This window comes from Bacillus sp. V2I10, from assembly GCF_030817055.1.
Classification (GTDB): domain Bacteria; phylum Bacillota; class Bacilli; order Bacillales; family Bacillaceae; genus Bacillus_P.
Genome location: NZ_JAUSYV010000001.1, coordinates 1427492 through 1443508, shown reverse-complemented (window position 1 = coordinate 1443508; position 16017 = coordinate 1427492). Strand labels below are relative to the sequence as shown.

5 protein-coding genes, 21 tRNA genes and 3 rRNA genes are annotated in these 16017 nt (G+C 45.0%); all 29 read right to left on the bottom strand.

The window, feature by feature from the left end; translation table 11 throughout:
- Positions 1 to 21: 21 nt before the first annotated feature.
- On the bottom strand, positions 22 to 2427 hold the full coding sequence (locus QFZ72_RS07255) for a glycogen/starch/alpha-glucan phosphorylase (protein ID WP_307431269.1): 2406 nt from the start codon (positions 2425 to 2427) through the stop codon (positions 22 to 24).
- Entirely contained in the window at positions 2417 to 3868 is a 1452-nt protein-coding gene (gene glgA, locus QFZ72_RS07250) for a glycogen synthase GlgA (RefSeq protein ID WP_307431265.1), read from the bottom strand. The genes QFZ72_RS07255 and glgA overlap by 11 nt, the downstream gene beginning before the upstream one ends.
- Positions 3865 to 4893 (bottom strand): GlgC family sugar phosphate nucleotidyltransferase, encoded by a 1029-nt coding sequence (locus QFZ72_RS07245; protein ID WP_307431262.1) that lies wholly within the window; start codon positions 4891 to 4893, stop codon positions 3865 to 3867. The genes glgA and QFZ72_RS07245 overlap by 4 nt, the downstream gene beginning before the upstream one ends.
- An 81-nt stretch (positions 4894 to 4974) precedes the next feature.
- Complete coding sequence (locus QFZ72_RS07240) at positions 4975 to 6120, bottom strand: glucose-1-phosphate adenylyltransferase (protein ID WP_307439638.1); 1146 nt, start codon at positions 6118 to 6120, stop codon at positions 4975 to 4977.
- A complete protein-coding gene (gene glgB, locus QFZ72_RS07235; protein ID WP_307431259.1) occupies positions 6074 to 8005 on the bottom strand; it encodes a 1,4-alpha-glucan branching enzyme in 1932 nt (643 codons plus the stop codon). Before glgB ends, QFZ72_RS07240 begins: the two co-directional genes overlap by 47 nt.
- Before the next feature lie 818 nt (positions 8006 to 8823).
- Positions 8824 to 8895: transfer RNA gene (locus QFZ72_RS07230), tRNA-Glu, on the bottom strand.
- Positions 8896 to 8909: 14 nt separating this feature from the next.
- Positions 8910 to 9000, bottom strand: a tRNA-Ser gene (locus QFZ72_RS07225).
- 5 nt (positions 9001 to 9005) lie between these two features.
- Positions 9006 to 9080, bottom strand: a tRNA-Asn gene (locus QFZ72_RS07220).
- Positions 9081 to 9114: 34 nt separating this feature from the next.
- Positions 9115 to 9191, bottom strand: a tRNA-Ile gene (locus tag QFZ72_RS07215).
- Between the two features lie 4 nt (positions 9192 to 9195).
- A tRNA-Gly gene (locus QFZ72_RS07210) sits at positions 9196 to 9269 on the bottom strand.
- A 16-nt stretch (positions 9270 to 9285) separates the two neighbouring features.
- A tRNA-His gene (locus tag QFZ72_RS07205) sits at positions 9286 to 9361 on the bottom strand.
- Positions 9362 to 9400: 39 nt separating this feature from the next.
- Positions 9401 to 9476 (bottom strand) — tRNA-Phe (locus QFZ72_RS07200).
- A 58-nt stretch (positions 9477 to 9534) separates the two neighbouring features.
- Positions 9535 to 9610: transfer RNA gene (locus QFZ72_RS07195), tRNA-Asp, on the bottom strand.
- Between the two features lie 3 nt (positions 9611 to 9613).
- Positions 9614 to 9690: transfer RNA gene (locus QFZ72_RS07190), tRNA-Met, on the bottom strand.
- Between the two features lie 88 nt (positions 9691 to 9778).
- A tRNA-Ser gene (locus tag QFZ72_RS07185) sits at positions 9779 to 9871 on the bottom strand.
- Between the two features lie 16 nt (positions 9872 to 9887).
- Positions 9888 to 9964: transfer RNA gene (locus QFZ72_RS07180), tRNA-Ile, on the bottom strand.
- Positions 9965 to 9970: 6 nt separating this feature from the next.
- Positions 9971 to 10048: transfer RNA gene (locus QFZ72_RS07175), tRNA-Met, on the bottom strand.
- A 31-nt stretch (positions 10049 to 10079) separates the two neighbouring features.
- A tRNA-Ala gene (locus QFZ72_RS07170) sits at positions 10080 to 10155 on the bottom strand.
- Between the two features lie 17 nt (positions 10156 to 10172).
- Positions 10173 to 10249: transfer RNA gene (locus tag QFZ72_RS07165), tRNA-Pro, on the bottom strand.
- Positions 10250 to 10253: 4 nt separating this feature from the next.
- Positions 10254 to 10330: transfer RNA gene (locus QFZ72_RS07160), tRNA-Arg, on the bottom strand.
- Positions 10331 to 10344: 14 nt separating this feature from the next.
- A tRNA-Leu gene (locus QFZ72_RS07155) sits at positions 10345 to 10433 on the bottom strand.
- Between the two features lie 9 nt (positions 10434 to 10442).
- Positions 10443 to 10514, bottom strand: a tRNA-Gly gene (locus QFZ72_RS07150).
- Positions 10515 to 10523: 9 nt separating this feature from the next.
- A tRNA-Leu gene (locus QFZ72_RS07145) sits at positions 10524 to 10604 on the bottom strand.
- Between the two features lie 14 nt (positions 10605 to 10618).
- Positions 10619 to 10694 (bottom strand) — tRNA-Lys (locus QFZ72_RS07140).
- 98 nt (positions 10695 to 10792) lie between these two features.
- Positions 10793 to 10868 (bottom strand) — tRNA-Thr (locus QFZ72_RS07135).
- Between the two features lie 62 nt (positions 10869 to 10930).
- Positions 10931 to 11006, bottom strand: a tRNA-Val gene (locus QFZ72_RS07130).
- Between the two features lie 21 nt (positions 11007 to 11027).
- Positions 11028 to 11143, bottom strand: a 5S ribosomal RNA gene (gene rrf / locus QFZ72_RS07125).
- A gap of 127 nt (positions 11144 to 11270) precedes the next feature.
- Positions 11271 to 14201, bottom strand: a 23S ribosomal RNA gene (locus tag QFZ72_RS07120).
- 233 nt (positions 14202 to 14434) lie between these two features.
- Positions 14435 to 15972: ribosomal RNA gene (locus QFZ72_RS07115) — 16S ribosomal RNA — on the bottom strand.
- Together the 16S, 23S and 5S rRNA genes with 21 tRNA genes alongside form the textbook arrangement of a ribosomal RNA operon.
- Between the last annotated feature and the right edge of the window lie 45 nt (positions 15973 to 16017).

Here is a 16017-nt window from a genome sequence, read left to right as displayed (position 1 = left end):
AACAGGCGGGTTTTCAAAGACTTAATGAATAACAGGAATCGGCTGGATATCCCAAATGCCATCAGCATACTCATGAATCGTCCGGTCACTTGAGAAATAGCCAGAGTGAGCAATATTAAGAAGTGCTTTTTCAAGCCACTTATCTTGGTTTTTGTAAGCTTTTTCAAGCTGTTCCTGGGCATCGACATACGATGCAAAGTCACGTAAAACAAAATATTGATCATTTTCATAAAGCAGAGAGTCTTTAATTGCTTCAAACTCATCTTCTGTATCAGGGAAGAATCCGTTTGTGAGCTGATCGACCACTTGTCTGATCCGCAGATCATGATGATAATACTCAGATGAGCGATACCCGCCATTTTCGTAATAATTCAGAACCTCATCGGCCTTTAAGCCAAAAGTGAAGATGTTCTCTTTTCCGACTTCTTCTAAAATTTCAATATTCGCTCCGTCCAAAGTTCCCATTGTGAGCGCACCGTTCATCATAAATTTCATGTTTCCTGTTCCAGATGCCTCTTTACTGGCAGTTGAGATTTGTTCACTGACATCTGTCGCCGGGAAGATATGCTCAGCAAGCGAAACCCGGTAGTTTTCCATGAAAATGACTTTCATCATCTGCGAAACCTTAGGATCGCTGTTCACTTTATCTGCAAGCGAGTTAATTAGTTTAATGATCTTTTTCGCATAATAGTAGCCTGGGGATGCCTTGGCTCCAAATATAAACGTTCTTGGATAGATCGTAAAGTTTGAATCCTCTTTCAGCCTGTTATAAAGATACATGATATGCAGCACATTTAACAGCTGTCGTTTATATGCATGAAGACGCTTAACTTGAACATCAAAAATCGAATGTTTATCGACGGCAATTCCCGTTTTCTTTTCGATAATGTCTGCAAGAATCGCTTTTCTTTTTCGTTTAACGGCTGCAAATTCTTCCTTTAAAAGCGGATTATAGATATGGCGTTTTAGTTCAATCATAAGGTGCGGGTTTTTAATCCAGTCGGTCCCGATTGTTTCGGTAATGAGATTTGTCAATTCTGGATTGGCTTTAAGCAGCCATCTTCGGTGAGTGATTCCATTGGTTTTGTTATTGAACTTTTGAGGATAAATTTGATGGAACAATTTCATTTCCCGGGTTTTCAGAATGTCAGAATGGATTTTTGCGACTCCATTGACGCTGTGGCTTCCGACAATCGCTAAATGAGCCATTTTCACGACGCCGTGAGCGATAATCGCCATATTTTCAATACGCTTCCAATCACCAGGGAAACGATTCCACAGCTCTTTGCAGAATCTTTCGTTTAATTCCTCTACAATCATATAGATTCTTGGGAGCAGCGGCTTAAAGATATGCAGCGGCCATTTTTCAAGTGCTTCAGATAATGTCGTATGATTCGTATAAGATATCGTATTAAACGTAATATTCCAAGCTTCTTCCCATTCCATATGCTCTTCATCAAGCAAAATTCTCATCAGCTCCGGGATGGCAAGAACGGGATGAGTATCGTTTACATGGATGGCAACATGCTTGTGGAATTCATGCAGGGTATCATTCTTTTTAAGGTATGACCGGACAATGGACTGCAAGCTTGCAGAGACAAGGAAATATTGCTGCTTAAGTCTGAGAATCTTTCCTTCGTCATGCGTGTCATCCGGATATAAAAACTCCGACACTGCTTCTGTTTCACGTTTATAAGCAAGAACATCACGGTGAGGCGGATTTGGAGCAGGCTCAGCGTTCCAAAGCCTCAGCGTATTAACTGTGCTCGTTTCATACCCAATCACAGGCATATCATAAGGTACAGCCATAATATTTTCAGAATGAACATGGCGGAAGTCCAGCTTTCCATCTTCGTATACATGTTCAACTTTTCCCCAAAACGGAATCTCAATCGCCTGGTCCGGTTTACGGACTTCCCATACATTTCCGTGCCTTAACCATTGCTCAGGCAACTCCACTTGATAGCCATCCACAATCTTCTGATCAAAAAGACCATGTTTATACCTAATGCCAAGACCATGTCCCGGCAAATTTAATGAAGCAAGCGAATCTAGAAAACAAGCAGCAAGGCGGCCTAAACCGCCATTGCCAAGACCTGCATCTGCTTCACTTTCTTCAATCTCTTCAAGGTTGATGCCAAGATCAGCAAATCCTTCAAGTACAACGTCACGAATGCCCAAATTTAAAAGATTTTGTCCGAGCAGTCTCCCAAGCAAAAACTCAATCGATAAATAATAAACTTGTTTGTTGTTGCTTGCACGGTTCCATTCGTTCGTTGTGATCCAATTGCTGCTGATATGTTCTCTTACCATATTTCCAAGCGTTTGGTATTGATCACGTTTTGTTGATTCAGCAAATTTTTTTCCATAACTCATTTCCAAGCGCTTAAGAAAACTGTCTTTAAATTCATTTTTGTTAGAGAACATGACTCCCACTCCTAGTCATTAAATCAGCATAAAGCTGGTTGTATTTAAACGCTGACTGCGCCCAACTGTAGTCTTCCTTCATCGCTGTTTTGACAAGGCTGTTCCAAATGGTTTTATTTTTATAAATAGAGCATGCGCGATTAACAGTGTTCTTCATATCGTGAGCATTGAAGTTGGTGAACGTAAAGCCATTTCCCTCACCTGTATCATCGCGGTAGGATGTTACAGTATCATTCAGGCCGCCTGTTTCTCTTACAATCGGAATCGATCCGTAGCGAAGAGCAATCAGCTGGCCAAGACCGCATGGTTCAAACTGCGAAGGCATTAAAAAGAAATCCGAGCCCGCATAGATGCGGTGTGCAAGCGGCTCATCAAATCCGATGTATGCCTTGCACTTATCAGGATACAGCCACTCCATGTGCCTGAAGAAATCCTCGAACTTTTTCTCACCGGTTCCAAGGATAATAATCTGCATATCTGATTGAAGCATTTCATGCAGGACGCGCTCGACCAAATCAAGGCCCTTTTGCTGCGTTAAACGAGTGACCATCGTAAGAAGAGGCGTATCCTCTTTTTCCGGAAGACCAAACATCTTCTGAAGCTCTTTTTTATTCTTTGCTTTGTTTTTGACAGAGTTTTCATCATACGGAAACGCTATGTATGGATCGTCCCCCGGATTATAAATCGCATCATCAATTCCATTTAATATTCCTACAAGGGATGCTTCCTTCACCCGCAGCAGCCCATCAAGACGTTCACCGAAGTAAGGGGTCTGAATCTCATTCTTGTATGTAGGGCTTACTGTTGTAATCATATCTGAAGCCACAAGAGCAGCTTTCATAAAGTTCACAAAGCCGTGGAATTCCAGCTGATCTGCATTAAAATACCGATCATCAAGACCAAGTAAATCATGCAGAATATCTCTTGGGAAAATACCCTGAAATTGCAGGTTATGAATCGTAAAAACTGCTTTCATATTTTCATAAAACGATTGAGAAGCGTACTCTTCTTTTAATAGAAATGGCACCATGCCTGTATGCCAATCATGACAATGAATCACATCAGGCTGGAAATCGACTGCTTTAATCGAATCCAGAACAGCTCTAGAGAAAAAAGAGAAACGCTCCCCATCATCATAGTGGCCATATAAAGAGTCACGCTTAAAATAATATTCATGATCGATGAAATAATACGTGATTCCTTCAAATTCCAGCTGTTCAATTCCGCAATATTGTCTTCTCCATCCGACAGGAACAACAATATCTTTGATTTTTTTCATTTTTGACCGGAACCGCTCCGGAATTTGACCGTATTTAGGTAAAATCACTCGAATATCTGTTCCAAGACGCTTTAATTCCTTGGGCAGCGCCCCTGCAACATCCGCCAGACCCCCTGATTTTACAAAAGGGACACATTCCGATACAACAAATAATACCTTCACGATTTCATCAGCGCTCCTTGTACTGTTCCTTTTCTAAGTACGATCGGCAGATCAGCAGATCCTTTTAATTCGATGCCGCTGCCTACTTTTACATCTTTATCAAGAACTACATTCTCAAGCACGCAATTTTCTCCAACCTGAGATTTTTGCATAATAATACCATTTTTTATGACTGTTCCTTTTCCGATATGAACAGCTCTGAAAATAATACTGTTTTCTACATACCCTTCAATTATGCTGCCGTTTGCGATCATTGAGTTTTTCACAACAGCATTCTGTCCGTGTCTTGCAGGCGGCTCATCCTTCACCTTGGTTAAGATCGGACGGTTTTTAATAAATAACTGCTGCCAAACTTCCGGCTTAAGCATATCTAAGCTGTGGCGGTAATAGCTTTCAATTGAATCAATAATGGCAACGTATCCATCAAACTCATAATCACAAATCATCATTTTATGAGTATTCTCCATGATTACTTGTGCAATGGTTTTATAACCCGTTTGATTATTATCATGGATAAGATTCAGTAATAATTTTGTCGACATCACATACATATGCAGAGATTCGCCGTCTTTGCGAACTTCCGTAATATCGCAGCCCATTTTCACATGTTTCGCCAGAACATCTTTGAAGTCAATGTTGCAGACTGTATAGCTGTTTGTGATCACCGCATATTCCTGCTTGCTTCTCAAGAAATAGTCAATGTGATCTGACAGCTGGCGAATGGATCCGAATTCATTATACTGATCATTTAAATGCGGAGACGGGAAAAAGAACAGCCCATCGCGCTTTCTATTAAGATCCCATTGCTTGCCTGACCCTAAATGATCCATTAGGGAACGATATTGGTATTTTGGGAAAATAGCTACACTTTCAATATCTGAATTCACCATATTTGATAAAACAAAATCAATTAATCTGTAACGCCCCGCAAACGGAATAGCAGCCATCGACCGATTCACCGTTAAGTCCTCGATGGCATTTGTATACGTTGTTGCATCAATAATTCCCAGCATCCTTTGATTCATAGCTGTTCCACCTCTCGCATTAGTTTATTTTCATCGGAAATAAATAGGGTTTCTCTGCTGTTTGCACATCGTACTTACCGGTTATGCTCCTGCCGTTTGCTCTACTAGCTCTTCCGTTACTAAAATGACTTCTTCAATATCTTTATCCGAACGAATCACCATGCCATCCGGTACTACTAAACCTGATGGAACAATCGCATTTTCAATATATACATTATTGCCAATGACCGCATCCGGCATGACAACCGTGTTTTTCAGGAACGAATGCTGTCCTACTGTTACACCTTGGAATAAAACCGAATGGTAAATGGTTCCATAAACCACGCATCCTTCATTCACCAGAGATTCCGTTACTTCTGCACCCTCTGATAAATATTGAGGCGGCTGATTCGGGTTAACAGAATATATCCGCCAGTTGTTATCAAACAAATCAAGTTCTGGCACTTCATTTAAGAGATCCATATTGGCTTCCCAAAGACTTTTAACCGTTCCGACATCTTTCCAATAGCCTTTAAATGGAAAAGCCATAAGTTTTTTCTTTTCATCAAGCAGCAAAGGCAATACGTCTTTGCCAAAGTCGTGACTTGAGTACGGATTCCTTTCATCCATCTCCAAAAAATCTTTTAATATCGACCATTTAAAAATATAAATACCCATTGATGCAAGGTTATTCTTAGGATTTTGAGGCTTCTCATCAAATTCGATAACTTCTAAATTTGCATCTGTATTTAAAATGCCAAAGCGGCTTGCTTCTTCCCATGGCACTTCTTTAACAGAGATCGTTACGTCTGCATCTTTTTCAACATGGTAATCAAGCATTTCCGAATAATCCATTTTATAGATGTGATCACCAGATAAAATCAGGACATACTCAGGATCATACTGTTTTAAGTAGTTCATGTTTTGATAGATGGCACTTGCCGTTCCTTTGTACCATTTAACTTCTGATGATTCTGCGTATGGAGGGAGCACTGTAACTCCTCCATTTTTACGGTCTAGATCCCATGCACTGCCAATTCCGATATAAGAATTCAGGACAAGCGGCTGATATTGTGTAAGCACCCCAACTGTATCTACACCTGAATTGCAGCAATTGCTTAATGTAAAGTCGATAATGCGGTACTTTCCGCCAAATGGAACTGCGGGTTTTGCAAGGTTTTGCGTTAACGAACTTAATCGACTACCCTTTCCTCCTGCCAATAACATTGCGACGCACTTTTTTTTCACCATGGTTGATTGTCTCCTCTCGTTTTTTAACTGCGCGTAAAATGGATATTCCATAAGGCGGAATGGTCATTGATATGTGATAAGGCTGATTATGCTGCATGCCTTCTAGTGCTTTAAGATCTTTCTTATTAACCTGGCCTGATCCTCCAAATACAGTGTCATCACTGTTCATGATTTCAATGTATTTTGTATCAGCCGGCACCCCCACTTTATAATCGTGGTAGGTTTGCGGTGTGAAGTTGCAGACTACAACGAGCTGCTCATTAGGCTTTAGGCCTCTTCTGATAAAGGAAAATATACTTTGCTCGGAATTATTCACATCAATCCATTCAAAGCCTTCATGAGAGTGGTCCTGCTCATACAGAGGGCGCTGTCTCTTATAAACGGCCAGCAATTCCTTGAAATAGCTTCTTGCCTTTTGATGCATGTCAAAATCATCAAGCACCCAATCAAGCTGCTCAAGATCCTTCCACTCATCAAACTGGGCAAACTCCCCGCCCATAAACAGCAGTTTTTTGCCTGGATGAGTCATCATATACCCGAGCAGCAGACGATATTGGGCAAACTTCTGCCAATAATCACCCGGCATTTTATTCAGCAGCGAACGTTTTCCATGAACCACTTCATCATGTGAAAGCGGAAGGATAAAGTTCTCAGTAAAAGCATAGATCAAAGAGAATGATACCTTGTGATGCAGGTGCTTCCGCTGTTCAGGCGGAGCTTCCATGTACTTGAGAATATCGTTCATCCAGCCCATGTTCCATTTATAGTTAAACCCAAGCCCTCCATCAGAGGTAGGTGATGTCACTAAAGGATAGTCTGTAGAGTCCTCTGCGATCATTAAAACACCAGGATCATACGCAAATACATTTTCATTCAGCTTTCTCAAAAAGCTCACTGCAAATGGATTCTCGTGAGGCTCTTCAGTATTCTGCCAGTACAGCATATTTGCTACTGCATCCACTCTGAACCCATCAATATGATACTTTTCAAGCCAGAAAAGAGCATTTGAGATTAAGAAGCTCTGAACCTCAGGCTTGCCTAAATCAAAGTTAGCCGTACCCCAAACCTCATTCTCCCGGTCTTCATATCTCTTATATTCAAATGTCGGTTCCCCGTCGAAATAATAAAGTCCATGAGCATCCTTGCAGAAATGACCAGGCACCCAGTCCATGATGACGCCAAGATTATTCTGATGACAAAGATCTATGAATTTCATTAGGTCATGAGGAGTTCCGTACCGGCTGGTGGCCGCATAATATCCTGTTCCCTGATATCCCCATGAACGGTCATAAGGATGTTCAATAATAGGCAAAAGCTCAATGTGAGTAAATCCATGATCGAGAACATACGGAATCAATATATCCGCCAGCTCCGAATATGTATAAAGGCTGCCGTCCTCTTTCTTTTTCCAAGAACAAAGATTAAGCTCGTAAATATACATCGGACGGTTATAAATTTCCTTTTGACGCTTCTTCTTCTGCCACTTCTGATCGTTCCATTCATATCCTGCCAGATCATAAACAATCGAAGCGGTATTAGGTTTTACCTCAGCATAAAAAGCAAATGGATCAGATTTAAGAATTTTCTCATTTTTCAGTGTAATAATCTCGTATTTATAAAGGTCTCCCTCTTTTATATCCTGAATAAAAGCAGACCAGATACCTTGATCATTCACTCTTTCAAGCTTGTGATTCGAGCCGTCCCAGTGATTAAAATCACCTGCAACCCGCACCTCAAGCGCATGAGGAGCCCAAACAGTAAACACAGTACCGCAAACACCGTTTCGTACGCTGCTGTGAGCACCAAATAATTCATGAGCTTTAAACAAATTTCCCTCATGGAAAAGATGAACCTCAAAATCAGTTGGCGTAGCAAGATTCATTCCTAATCACCCTTTCTATAAAGTTTATCTTAATTCTAATTTCAATCAGAGGGAAGGATTACCTTTTTTGTAAGCGCTTCTACTTATTGACATGATATGTCATGAACCAGTATTCATTTTTCAAAAAATTATTCTTTTAAAATGACTGCTAAAAAAATGTCGAATAAAGAAACGAAAGAAATAAGGATAATAGAAGAATTTGACGAAATAAACATCAGTCAAATATACTAATTAACTCATTATGTGTAAGAAAATACAGGAATTTCTAACATAATATTCTAATAGTGTAATTCGAGTAAGTTATATCACAATAACAGTTAATTCGACAAAATGAGTAAGAATTGTCGAAATCTTTTTATTCTTCGCTTTTGTTTTCTTTATTACGATTACTTATACCTCTGTTTGTTATTAATGAAACCTCCACGCTCGATATTTTTATAAAAATTTATATTATTTGTTGAAAATATATTTTTTAGGCCGGGGAAAAGAAAGTGAATCATCTTTTTTATGACCTGTGCTGAAGTTTTGATGAGCAGAAGCTCCATTCGAGTTTTCAGAATGATTTTGAGTTGTTTTTTATAAGCGGATTTATTCTGGCGAGCTACCACACTATTTTTTTTAGATAGTTGGAAGGGCAATCTGCGAGTAGGAGAATCATTTCGGATAGTAAGGCGGTAAGGAGGATACAGCTTGATTCATAACCAATAAAGACTACTACTTAAAAGATCTCATAATAGACTTGACCGATTTACAATCTAGGTTTCAGCATTTAAAATCAACAAAAAAGCGCTGCACTATGTGCAGCACTCTTTTAAGTATGACCCGTACGGGATTCGAACCCGTGTTACCGCCGTGAAAGGGCGGTGTCTTAACCGCTTGACCAACGGGCCAAAAACAGGCTTTCTGGCGGAGAAGGAGGGATTTGAACCCTCGCGCCGCTTACGCGACCTACACCCTTAGCAGGGGCGCCTCTTCAGCCACTTGAGTACTTCCCCAGATATGGCTCCGCAGGTAGGACTCGAACCTACGACCGATCGGTTAACAGCCGATAGCTCTACCACTGAGCTACTGCGGAATAATATTGAAACCTTATTTCACCAAAACAGAAATGGTGGGCCTAAATGGACTCGAACCATCGACCTCACGCTTATCAGGCGTGCGCTCTAACCAGCTGAGCTATAGGCCCATTATGGAGCGGGTGATGGGAATCGAACCCACGACATTAGCTTGGAAGGCTAGAGTTTTACCATTAAACTACACCCGCAATATGAATATAAAAATGGGGCGACTGATGGGAATCGAACCCACGAATGCCAGAGCCACAATCTGGTGCGTTAACCACTTCGCCACAACCGCCACTATTATATTTTTTACAATTTACATCATTAAGGTAAATGGTGGCTTGGGACGGAATCGAACCGCCGACACAAGGATTTTCAGTCCTTTGCTCTACCGACTGAGCTACCAAGCCATTTGTTTTAATTAAATCTTCACAGCATTTTACTAATACTGCGCAAATCAAGTGAAAATGGCGGTCCCGACCGGGATCGAACCGGCGATCTCCTGCGTGACAGGCAGGCATGTTAACCGCTACACCACGGGACCATTTGGTTGCGGGGACAGGATTTGAACCTGCGACCTTCGGGTTATGAGCCCGACGAGCTACCAGACTGCTCCACCCCGCGACAATAATAATCAAGTTTTTTCTCATCCGATTATGCTGTGTATCAATCGGTTTGCTGAAGTAAATATTTCACTAATTTAAAATAATAATGGAGGAGGTAGAGGGATTCGAACCCCCGCGGGATTTGACTCCCCTGTCGGTTTTCAAGACCGATCCCTTCAGCCGGACTTGGGTATACCTCCGAAAGACTAAATAGAATGGTGGACCTTGTAGGACTCGAACCTACGACCGGACGGTTATGAGCCGTCTGCTCTAACCAACTGAGCTAAAGGTCCTTTTTTTGGTAGCGGCGGAGGGAGTCGAACCCACGACCTCACGGGGTATGAACCGTACGCTCTAGCCAGCTGAGCTACACCGCCCCAGGAACAAAGTCAATTAATTCTATTTAATTGGTGGAGCCTAGCGGGATCGAACCGCTGACCTCCTGCGTGCAAGGCAGGCGCTCTCCCAGCTGAGCTAAGGCCCCTAATTAAAAGTTGGAAATGGTCGGGAAGACAGGATTCGAACCTGCGACCCCTTGGTCCCAAACCAAGTGCTCTACCAAGCTGAGCTACTTCCCGTATATGGCGCGCCCGATAGGAGTCGAACCCATAACCTTTTGATCCGTAGTCAAACGCTCTATCCAATTGAGCTACGGGCGCATATATGATATAAGTGGTGCCGAGGACCGGAATCGAACCGGTACGGTAGTCACCTACCGCAGGATTTTAAGTCCTGTGCGTCTGCCAGTTCCGCCACCCCGGCGCAAGTAAGAGCGGAAGACGGGATTCGAACCCGCGACCCCCACCTTGGCAAGGTGGTGTTCTACCACTGAACTACTTCCGCAAAATATGATGCGGGTGAAGGGACTCGAACCCCCACGTCAAAGACACTAGATCCTAAGTCTAGCGCGTCTGCCAATTCCGCCACACCCGCATATTAAGGAAAAATGGTGTGCCATGAAGGACTCGAACCTTCGACCCTCTGATTAAAAGTCAGATGCTCTACCGACTGAGCTAATGGCACTTAGTTAAGAAAACACTCTTTAGTTTTGCAAGACACCCAAATCTCAGAAAGATTATTCAAGGAGTGGCTCGATTTTCTTGATTCGGTTTCAGACCGAATGGTGCCGGCAAGAGGACTTGAACCCCCAACCTACTGATTACAAGTCAGTTGCTCTACCAATTGAGCTACACCGGCATATAAGGTAAGTAATACTTTTTTGCTGATCTCTTTTGCAGCATGTTAACAACAAGAATAAATGGTGGAGGATGACGGGCTCGAACCGCCGACCCTCTGCTTGTAAGGCAGATGCTCTCCCAGCTGAGCTAATCCTCCGCTTGAATATTTTTGTCATTAGCCTGGCAACGTCCTACTCTCACAGGGGGAAACCCCCAACTACCATCGGCGCTAAAGAGCTTAACTTCCGTGTTCGGCATGGGAACGGGTGTGACCTCTTTGCCATCATCACCAGACATAGTGACAAAAATTATTATACTATGAAATCAAAAGATTTCAAGCTTTTTTTGAAAGAAGTTATTCTTTCAAAACTAAATAACGTTTGATAACAAGATTCACTTAGGTTTTACACTTTATTAGACTGTGGTTAAGTCCTCGAACGATTAGTATCTGTCAGCTCCACACGTCACCGCGCTTCCACCTCAGACCTATCAACCTGATCATCTTTCAGGGTTCTTACTCACTTGCGTGATGGGAAATCTCATCTTGAGGGGGGCTTCATGCTTAGATGCTTTCAGCACTTATCCCTTCCGCACATAGCTACCCAGCGATGCCTTTGGCAAGACAACTGGTACACCAGCGGTGCGTCCATCCCGGTCCTCTCGTACTAAGGACAGCTCCTCTCAAATTTCCTGCGCCCACGACGGATAGGGACCGAACTGTCTCACGACGTTCTGAACCCAGCTCGCGTACCGCTTTAATGGGCGAACAGCCCAACCCTTGGGACCGACTACAGCCCCAGGATGCGATGAGCCGACATCGAGGTGCCAAACCTCCCCGTCGATGTGGACTCTTGGGGGAGATAAGCCTGTTATCCCCGGGGTAGCTTTTATCCGTTGAGCGATGGCCCTTCCATGCGGAACCACCGGATCACTAAGCCCGACTTTCGTCCCTGCTCGACTTGTAGGTCTCGCAGTCAAGCTCCCTTGTGCCTTTACACTCTGCGAATGATTTCCAACCATTCTGAGGGAACCTTTGGGCGCCTCCGTTACATTTTAGGAGGCGACCGCCCCAGTCAAACTGCCCACCTGACACTGTCTCCCAGCCCGATCAGGGCTGTGGGTTAGAATTTCAATACAGCAAGGGTAGTATCCCACCAATGCCTCCACCGAAGCTGGCGCTCCGGCTTCCAAGGCTCCTACCTATCCTGTACAAGCTGTACCAAAATTCAATATCAGGCTACAGTAAAGCTCCACGGGGTCTTTCCGTCCTGTCGCGGGTAACCTGCATCTTCACAGGTACTATAATTTCACCGAGTCTCTCGTTGAGACAGTGCCCAGATCGTTACGCCTTTCGTGCGGGTCGGAACTTACCCGACAAGGAATTTCGCTACCTTAGGACCGTTATAGTTACGGCCGCCGTTTACTGGGGCTTCAATTCAAAGCTTCGCTTGCGCTAACCTCTCCTCTTAACCTTCCAGCACCGGGCAGGCGTCAGCCCCTATACTTCGCCTTGCGGCTTCGCAGAGACCTGTGTTTTTGCTAAACAGTCGCCTGGGCCTATTCACTGCGGCTTTTCAGGGCTATGAACCCTAAAAAGCACCCCTTCTCCCGAAGTTACGGGGTCATTTTGCCGAGTTCCTTAACGAGAGTTCTCTCGCTCACCTTAGGATTCTCTCCTCGCCTACCTGTGTCGGTTTGCGGTACGGGCACCTCTCACCTCGCTAGAGGCTTTTCTTGGCAGTGTGGAATCAGGAACTTCGGTACTAAATTTCCCTCGCCATCACAGCTCAGCCTTATATGAGAAGCGGATTTGCCTACTTCTCAGCCTAACTGCTTGGACGCGCATATCCAACAGCGCGCTTGCCCTATCCTCCTGCGTCCCCCCATTGCTCAAATGGTGAGGAGGTGGTACAGGAATATCAACCTGTTGTCCATCGCCTACGCCTTTCGGCCTCGGCTTAGGTCCCGACTAACCCTGAGCGGACGAGCCTTCCTCAGGAAACCTTAGGCATTCGGTGGAGGGGATTCTCACCCCTCTTTCGCTACTCATACCGGCATTCTCACTTCTAAGCGCTCCACCAGTCCTTACGGTCTAGCTTCAACGCCCTTAGAACGCTCTCCTACCACTGTTCGTAAGAACAGTCCACAGCTTCGGTGATACGTTTAGCCCCGGTACATTTTCGGCGCAGAGTCACTCGACCAGTGAGCTATTACGCACTCTTTAAATGGTGGCTGCTTCTAAGCCAACATCCTGGTTGTCTAAGCAACTCCACATCCTTTTCCACTTAACGTATACTTTGGGACCTTAGCTGGTGGTCTGGGCTGTTTCCCTCTTGACTACGGATCTTATCACTCGCAGTCTGACTCCCAAGGAGCAAGTCTTTGGCATTCGGAGTTTGACTGAATTCGGTAACCCGATGAGGGCCCCTAGTCCAATCAGTGCTCTACCTCCAAGACTCTCATACTTGAGGCTAGCCCTAAAGCTATTTCGGAGAGAACCAGCTATCTCCAGGTTCGATTGGAATTTCTCCGCTACCCACACCTCATCCCCGCACTTTTCAACGTGCGTGGGTTCGGGCCTCCATTCAGTGTTACCTGAACTTCACCCTGGACATGGGTAGATCACCTGGTTTCGGGTCTACGACCACGTACTAAAACGCCCTATTCAGACTCGCTTTCGCTGCGGCTCCGTCTCATCAACTTAACCTTGCACGGGATCGTAACTCGCCGGTTCATTCTACAAAAGGCACGCCATCACCCATTAACGGGCTCTGACTACTTGTAAGCACACGGTTTCAGGATCTTTTCACTCCCCTTCCGGGGTGCTTTTCACCTTTCCCTCACGGTACTGGTTCACTATCGGTCACTAGGGAGTATTTAGCCTTGGGAGATGGTCCTCCCTGCTTCCGACGGGATTTCTCGTGTCCCGCCGTACTCAGGATCCACTCTGGAGGGAACGAAGTTTCGACTACAGGGTTATTACCTTCTCTGACGGACCTTTCCAGGTCGCTTCATCTACCCCGTTCCTTTGTAACTCCGTATAGAGTGTCCTACAACCCCAAGAGGCAAGCCTCTTGGTTTGGGCTAATTCCGTTTCGCTCGCCGCTACTTGGGAAATCGCGTTTGCTTTCTCTTCCTCCGGGTACTTAGATGTTTCAGTTCCCCGGGTCTGCCTTCTTTATCCTATGTATTCAGATAAAGATACTGTTCCATTACGAACAGTGGGTTTCCCCATTCGGAAATCTCTGGATCAAAGCTCACTTACAGCTCCCCAAAGCATATCGGTGTTAGTCCCGTCCTTCATCGGCTCCTAGTGCCAAGGCATCCACCGTGCGCCCTTCATAACTTAACCTAAATGGTCAATCGCATCATCAGATGCGTTTCGCATTTCGTTGTTTGTTTAGACATAAATGTCTAGAAAATCACTAATTATGGTAAGCGTAAATCTCAGTGAATTACTTGTTATCAATTACGTTATCTAGTTTTCAAAGAACAACTGACAAATCAGATGATTTGTCTTCTATCATAGAGAGAATGATCTCTCAAAACTAAACAAAAACCAAAAGCGTCCTCATATATCCTTAGAAAGGAGGTGATCCAGCCGCACCTTCCGATACGGCTACCTTGTTACGACTTCACCCCAATCATCTACCCCACCTTAGGCGGCTGGCTCCTTGCGGTTACCCCACCGACTTCGGGTGTTGCAAACTCTCGTGGTGTGACGGGCGGTGTGTACAAGGCCCGGGAACGTATTCACCGCGGCATGCTGATCCGCGATTACTAGCGATTCCAGCTTCATGCAGGCGAGTTGCAGCCTGCAATCCGAACTGAGAATGGTTTTATGGGATTGGCTAAACCTCGCGGTCTCGCAGCCCTTTGTACCATCCATTGTAGCACGTGTGTAGCCCAGGTCATAAGGGGCATGATGATTTGACGTCATCCCCACCTTCCTCCGGTTTGTCACCGGCAGTCACCTTAGAGTGCCCAACTGAATGCTGGCAACTAAGATCAAGGGTTGCGCTCGTTGCGGGACTTAACCCAACATCTCACGACACGAGCTGACGACAACCATGCACCACCTGTCACTTTGTCCCCCGAAGGGGAACCTTCTATCTCTAGAAGTGGCAAAGGATGTCAAGACCTGGTAAGGTTCTTCGCGTTGCTTCGAATTAAACCACATGCTCCACCGCTTGTGCGGGCCCCCGTCAATTCCTTTGAGTTTCAGTCTTGCGACCGTACTCCCCAGGCGGAGTGCTTAATGCGTTAGCTGCAGCACTAAAGGGCGGAAACCCTCTAACACTTAGCACTCATCGTTTACGGCGTGGACTACCAGGGTATCTAATCCTGTTCGCTCCCCACGCTTTCGCGCCTCAGCGTCAGTTACAGACCAGAGAGTCGCCTTCGCCACTGGTGTTCCTCCACATCTCTACGCATTTCACCGCTACACGTGGAATTCCACTCTCCTCTTCTGCACTCAAGTTTCCCAGTTTCCAATGACCCTCCCCGGTTGAGCCGGGGGCTTTCACATCAGACTTAAGAAACCGCCTGCGCGCGCTTTACGCCCAATAATTCCGGACAACGCTTGCCACCTACGTATTACCGCGGCTGCTGGCACGTAGTTAGCCGTGGCTTTCTGGTTAGGTACCGTCAAGGTGCGAGCAGTTACTCTCGCACTTGTTCTTCCCTAACAACAGAGTTTTACGATCCGAAAACCTTCATCACTCACGCGGCGTTGCTCCGTCAGACTTTCGTCCATTGCGGAAGATTCCCTACTGCTGCCTCCCGTAGGAGTCTGGGCCGTGTCTCAGTCCCAGTGTGGCCGATCACCCTCTCAGGTCGGCTACGCATCGTTGCCTTGGTGAGCCATTACCTCACCAACTAGCTAATGCGCCGCGGGCCCATCTGTAAGTGACAGCCGAAACCGTCTTTCCAACTTGAACCATGCGGTTCAAGATACTATCCGGTATTAGCTCCGGTTTCCCGGAGTTATCCCAGTCTTACAGGCAGGTTGCCCACGTGTTACTCACCCGTCCGCCGCTGACCTCCTAAGAGGTCCGCTCGACTTGCATGTATTAGGCACGCCGCCAGCGTTCGTCCTGAGCCAGGATCAAACTCTCCGAAGAAAATTTGTGACTCAATTTGTTGCTGACTTCAAAAATTTAAAACGT

Bases quoted from the DNA above. Each gene is read 5' to 3' on its own strand.
- QFZ72_RS07255 (WP_307431269.1), bottom strand. From the start codon at position 2,427: ATGTTCTCTAACAAAAATGAATTTAAAGACAGTTTTCTTAAGCGCTTG.
- QFZ72_RS07245 (WP_307431262.1), bottom strand. From the start codon at position 4,893: ATGAATCAAAGGATGCTGGGAATTATTGATGCAACAACGTATACAAAT.
- glgB (WP_307431259.1), bottom strand. From the start codon at position 8,005: ATGAATCTTGCTACGCCAACTGATTTTGAGGTTCATCTTTTCCATGAG.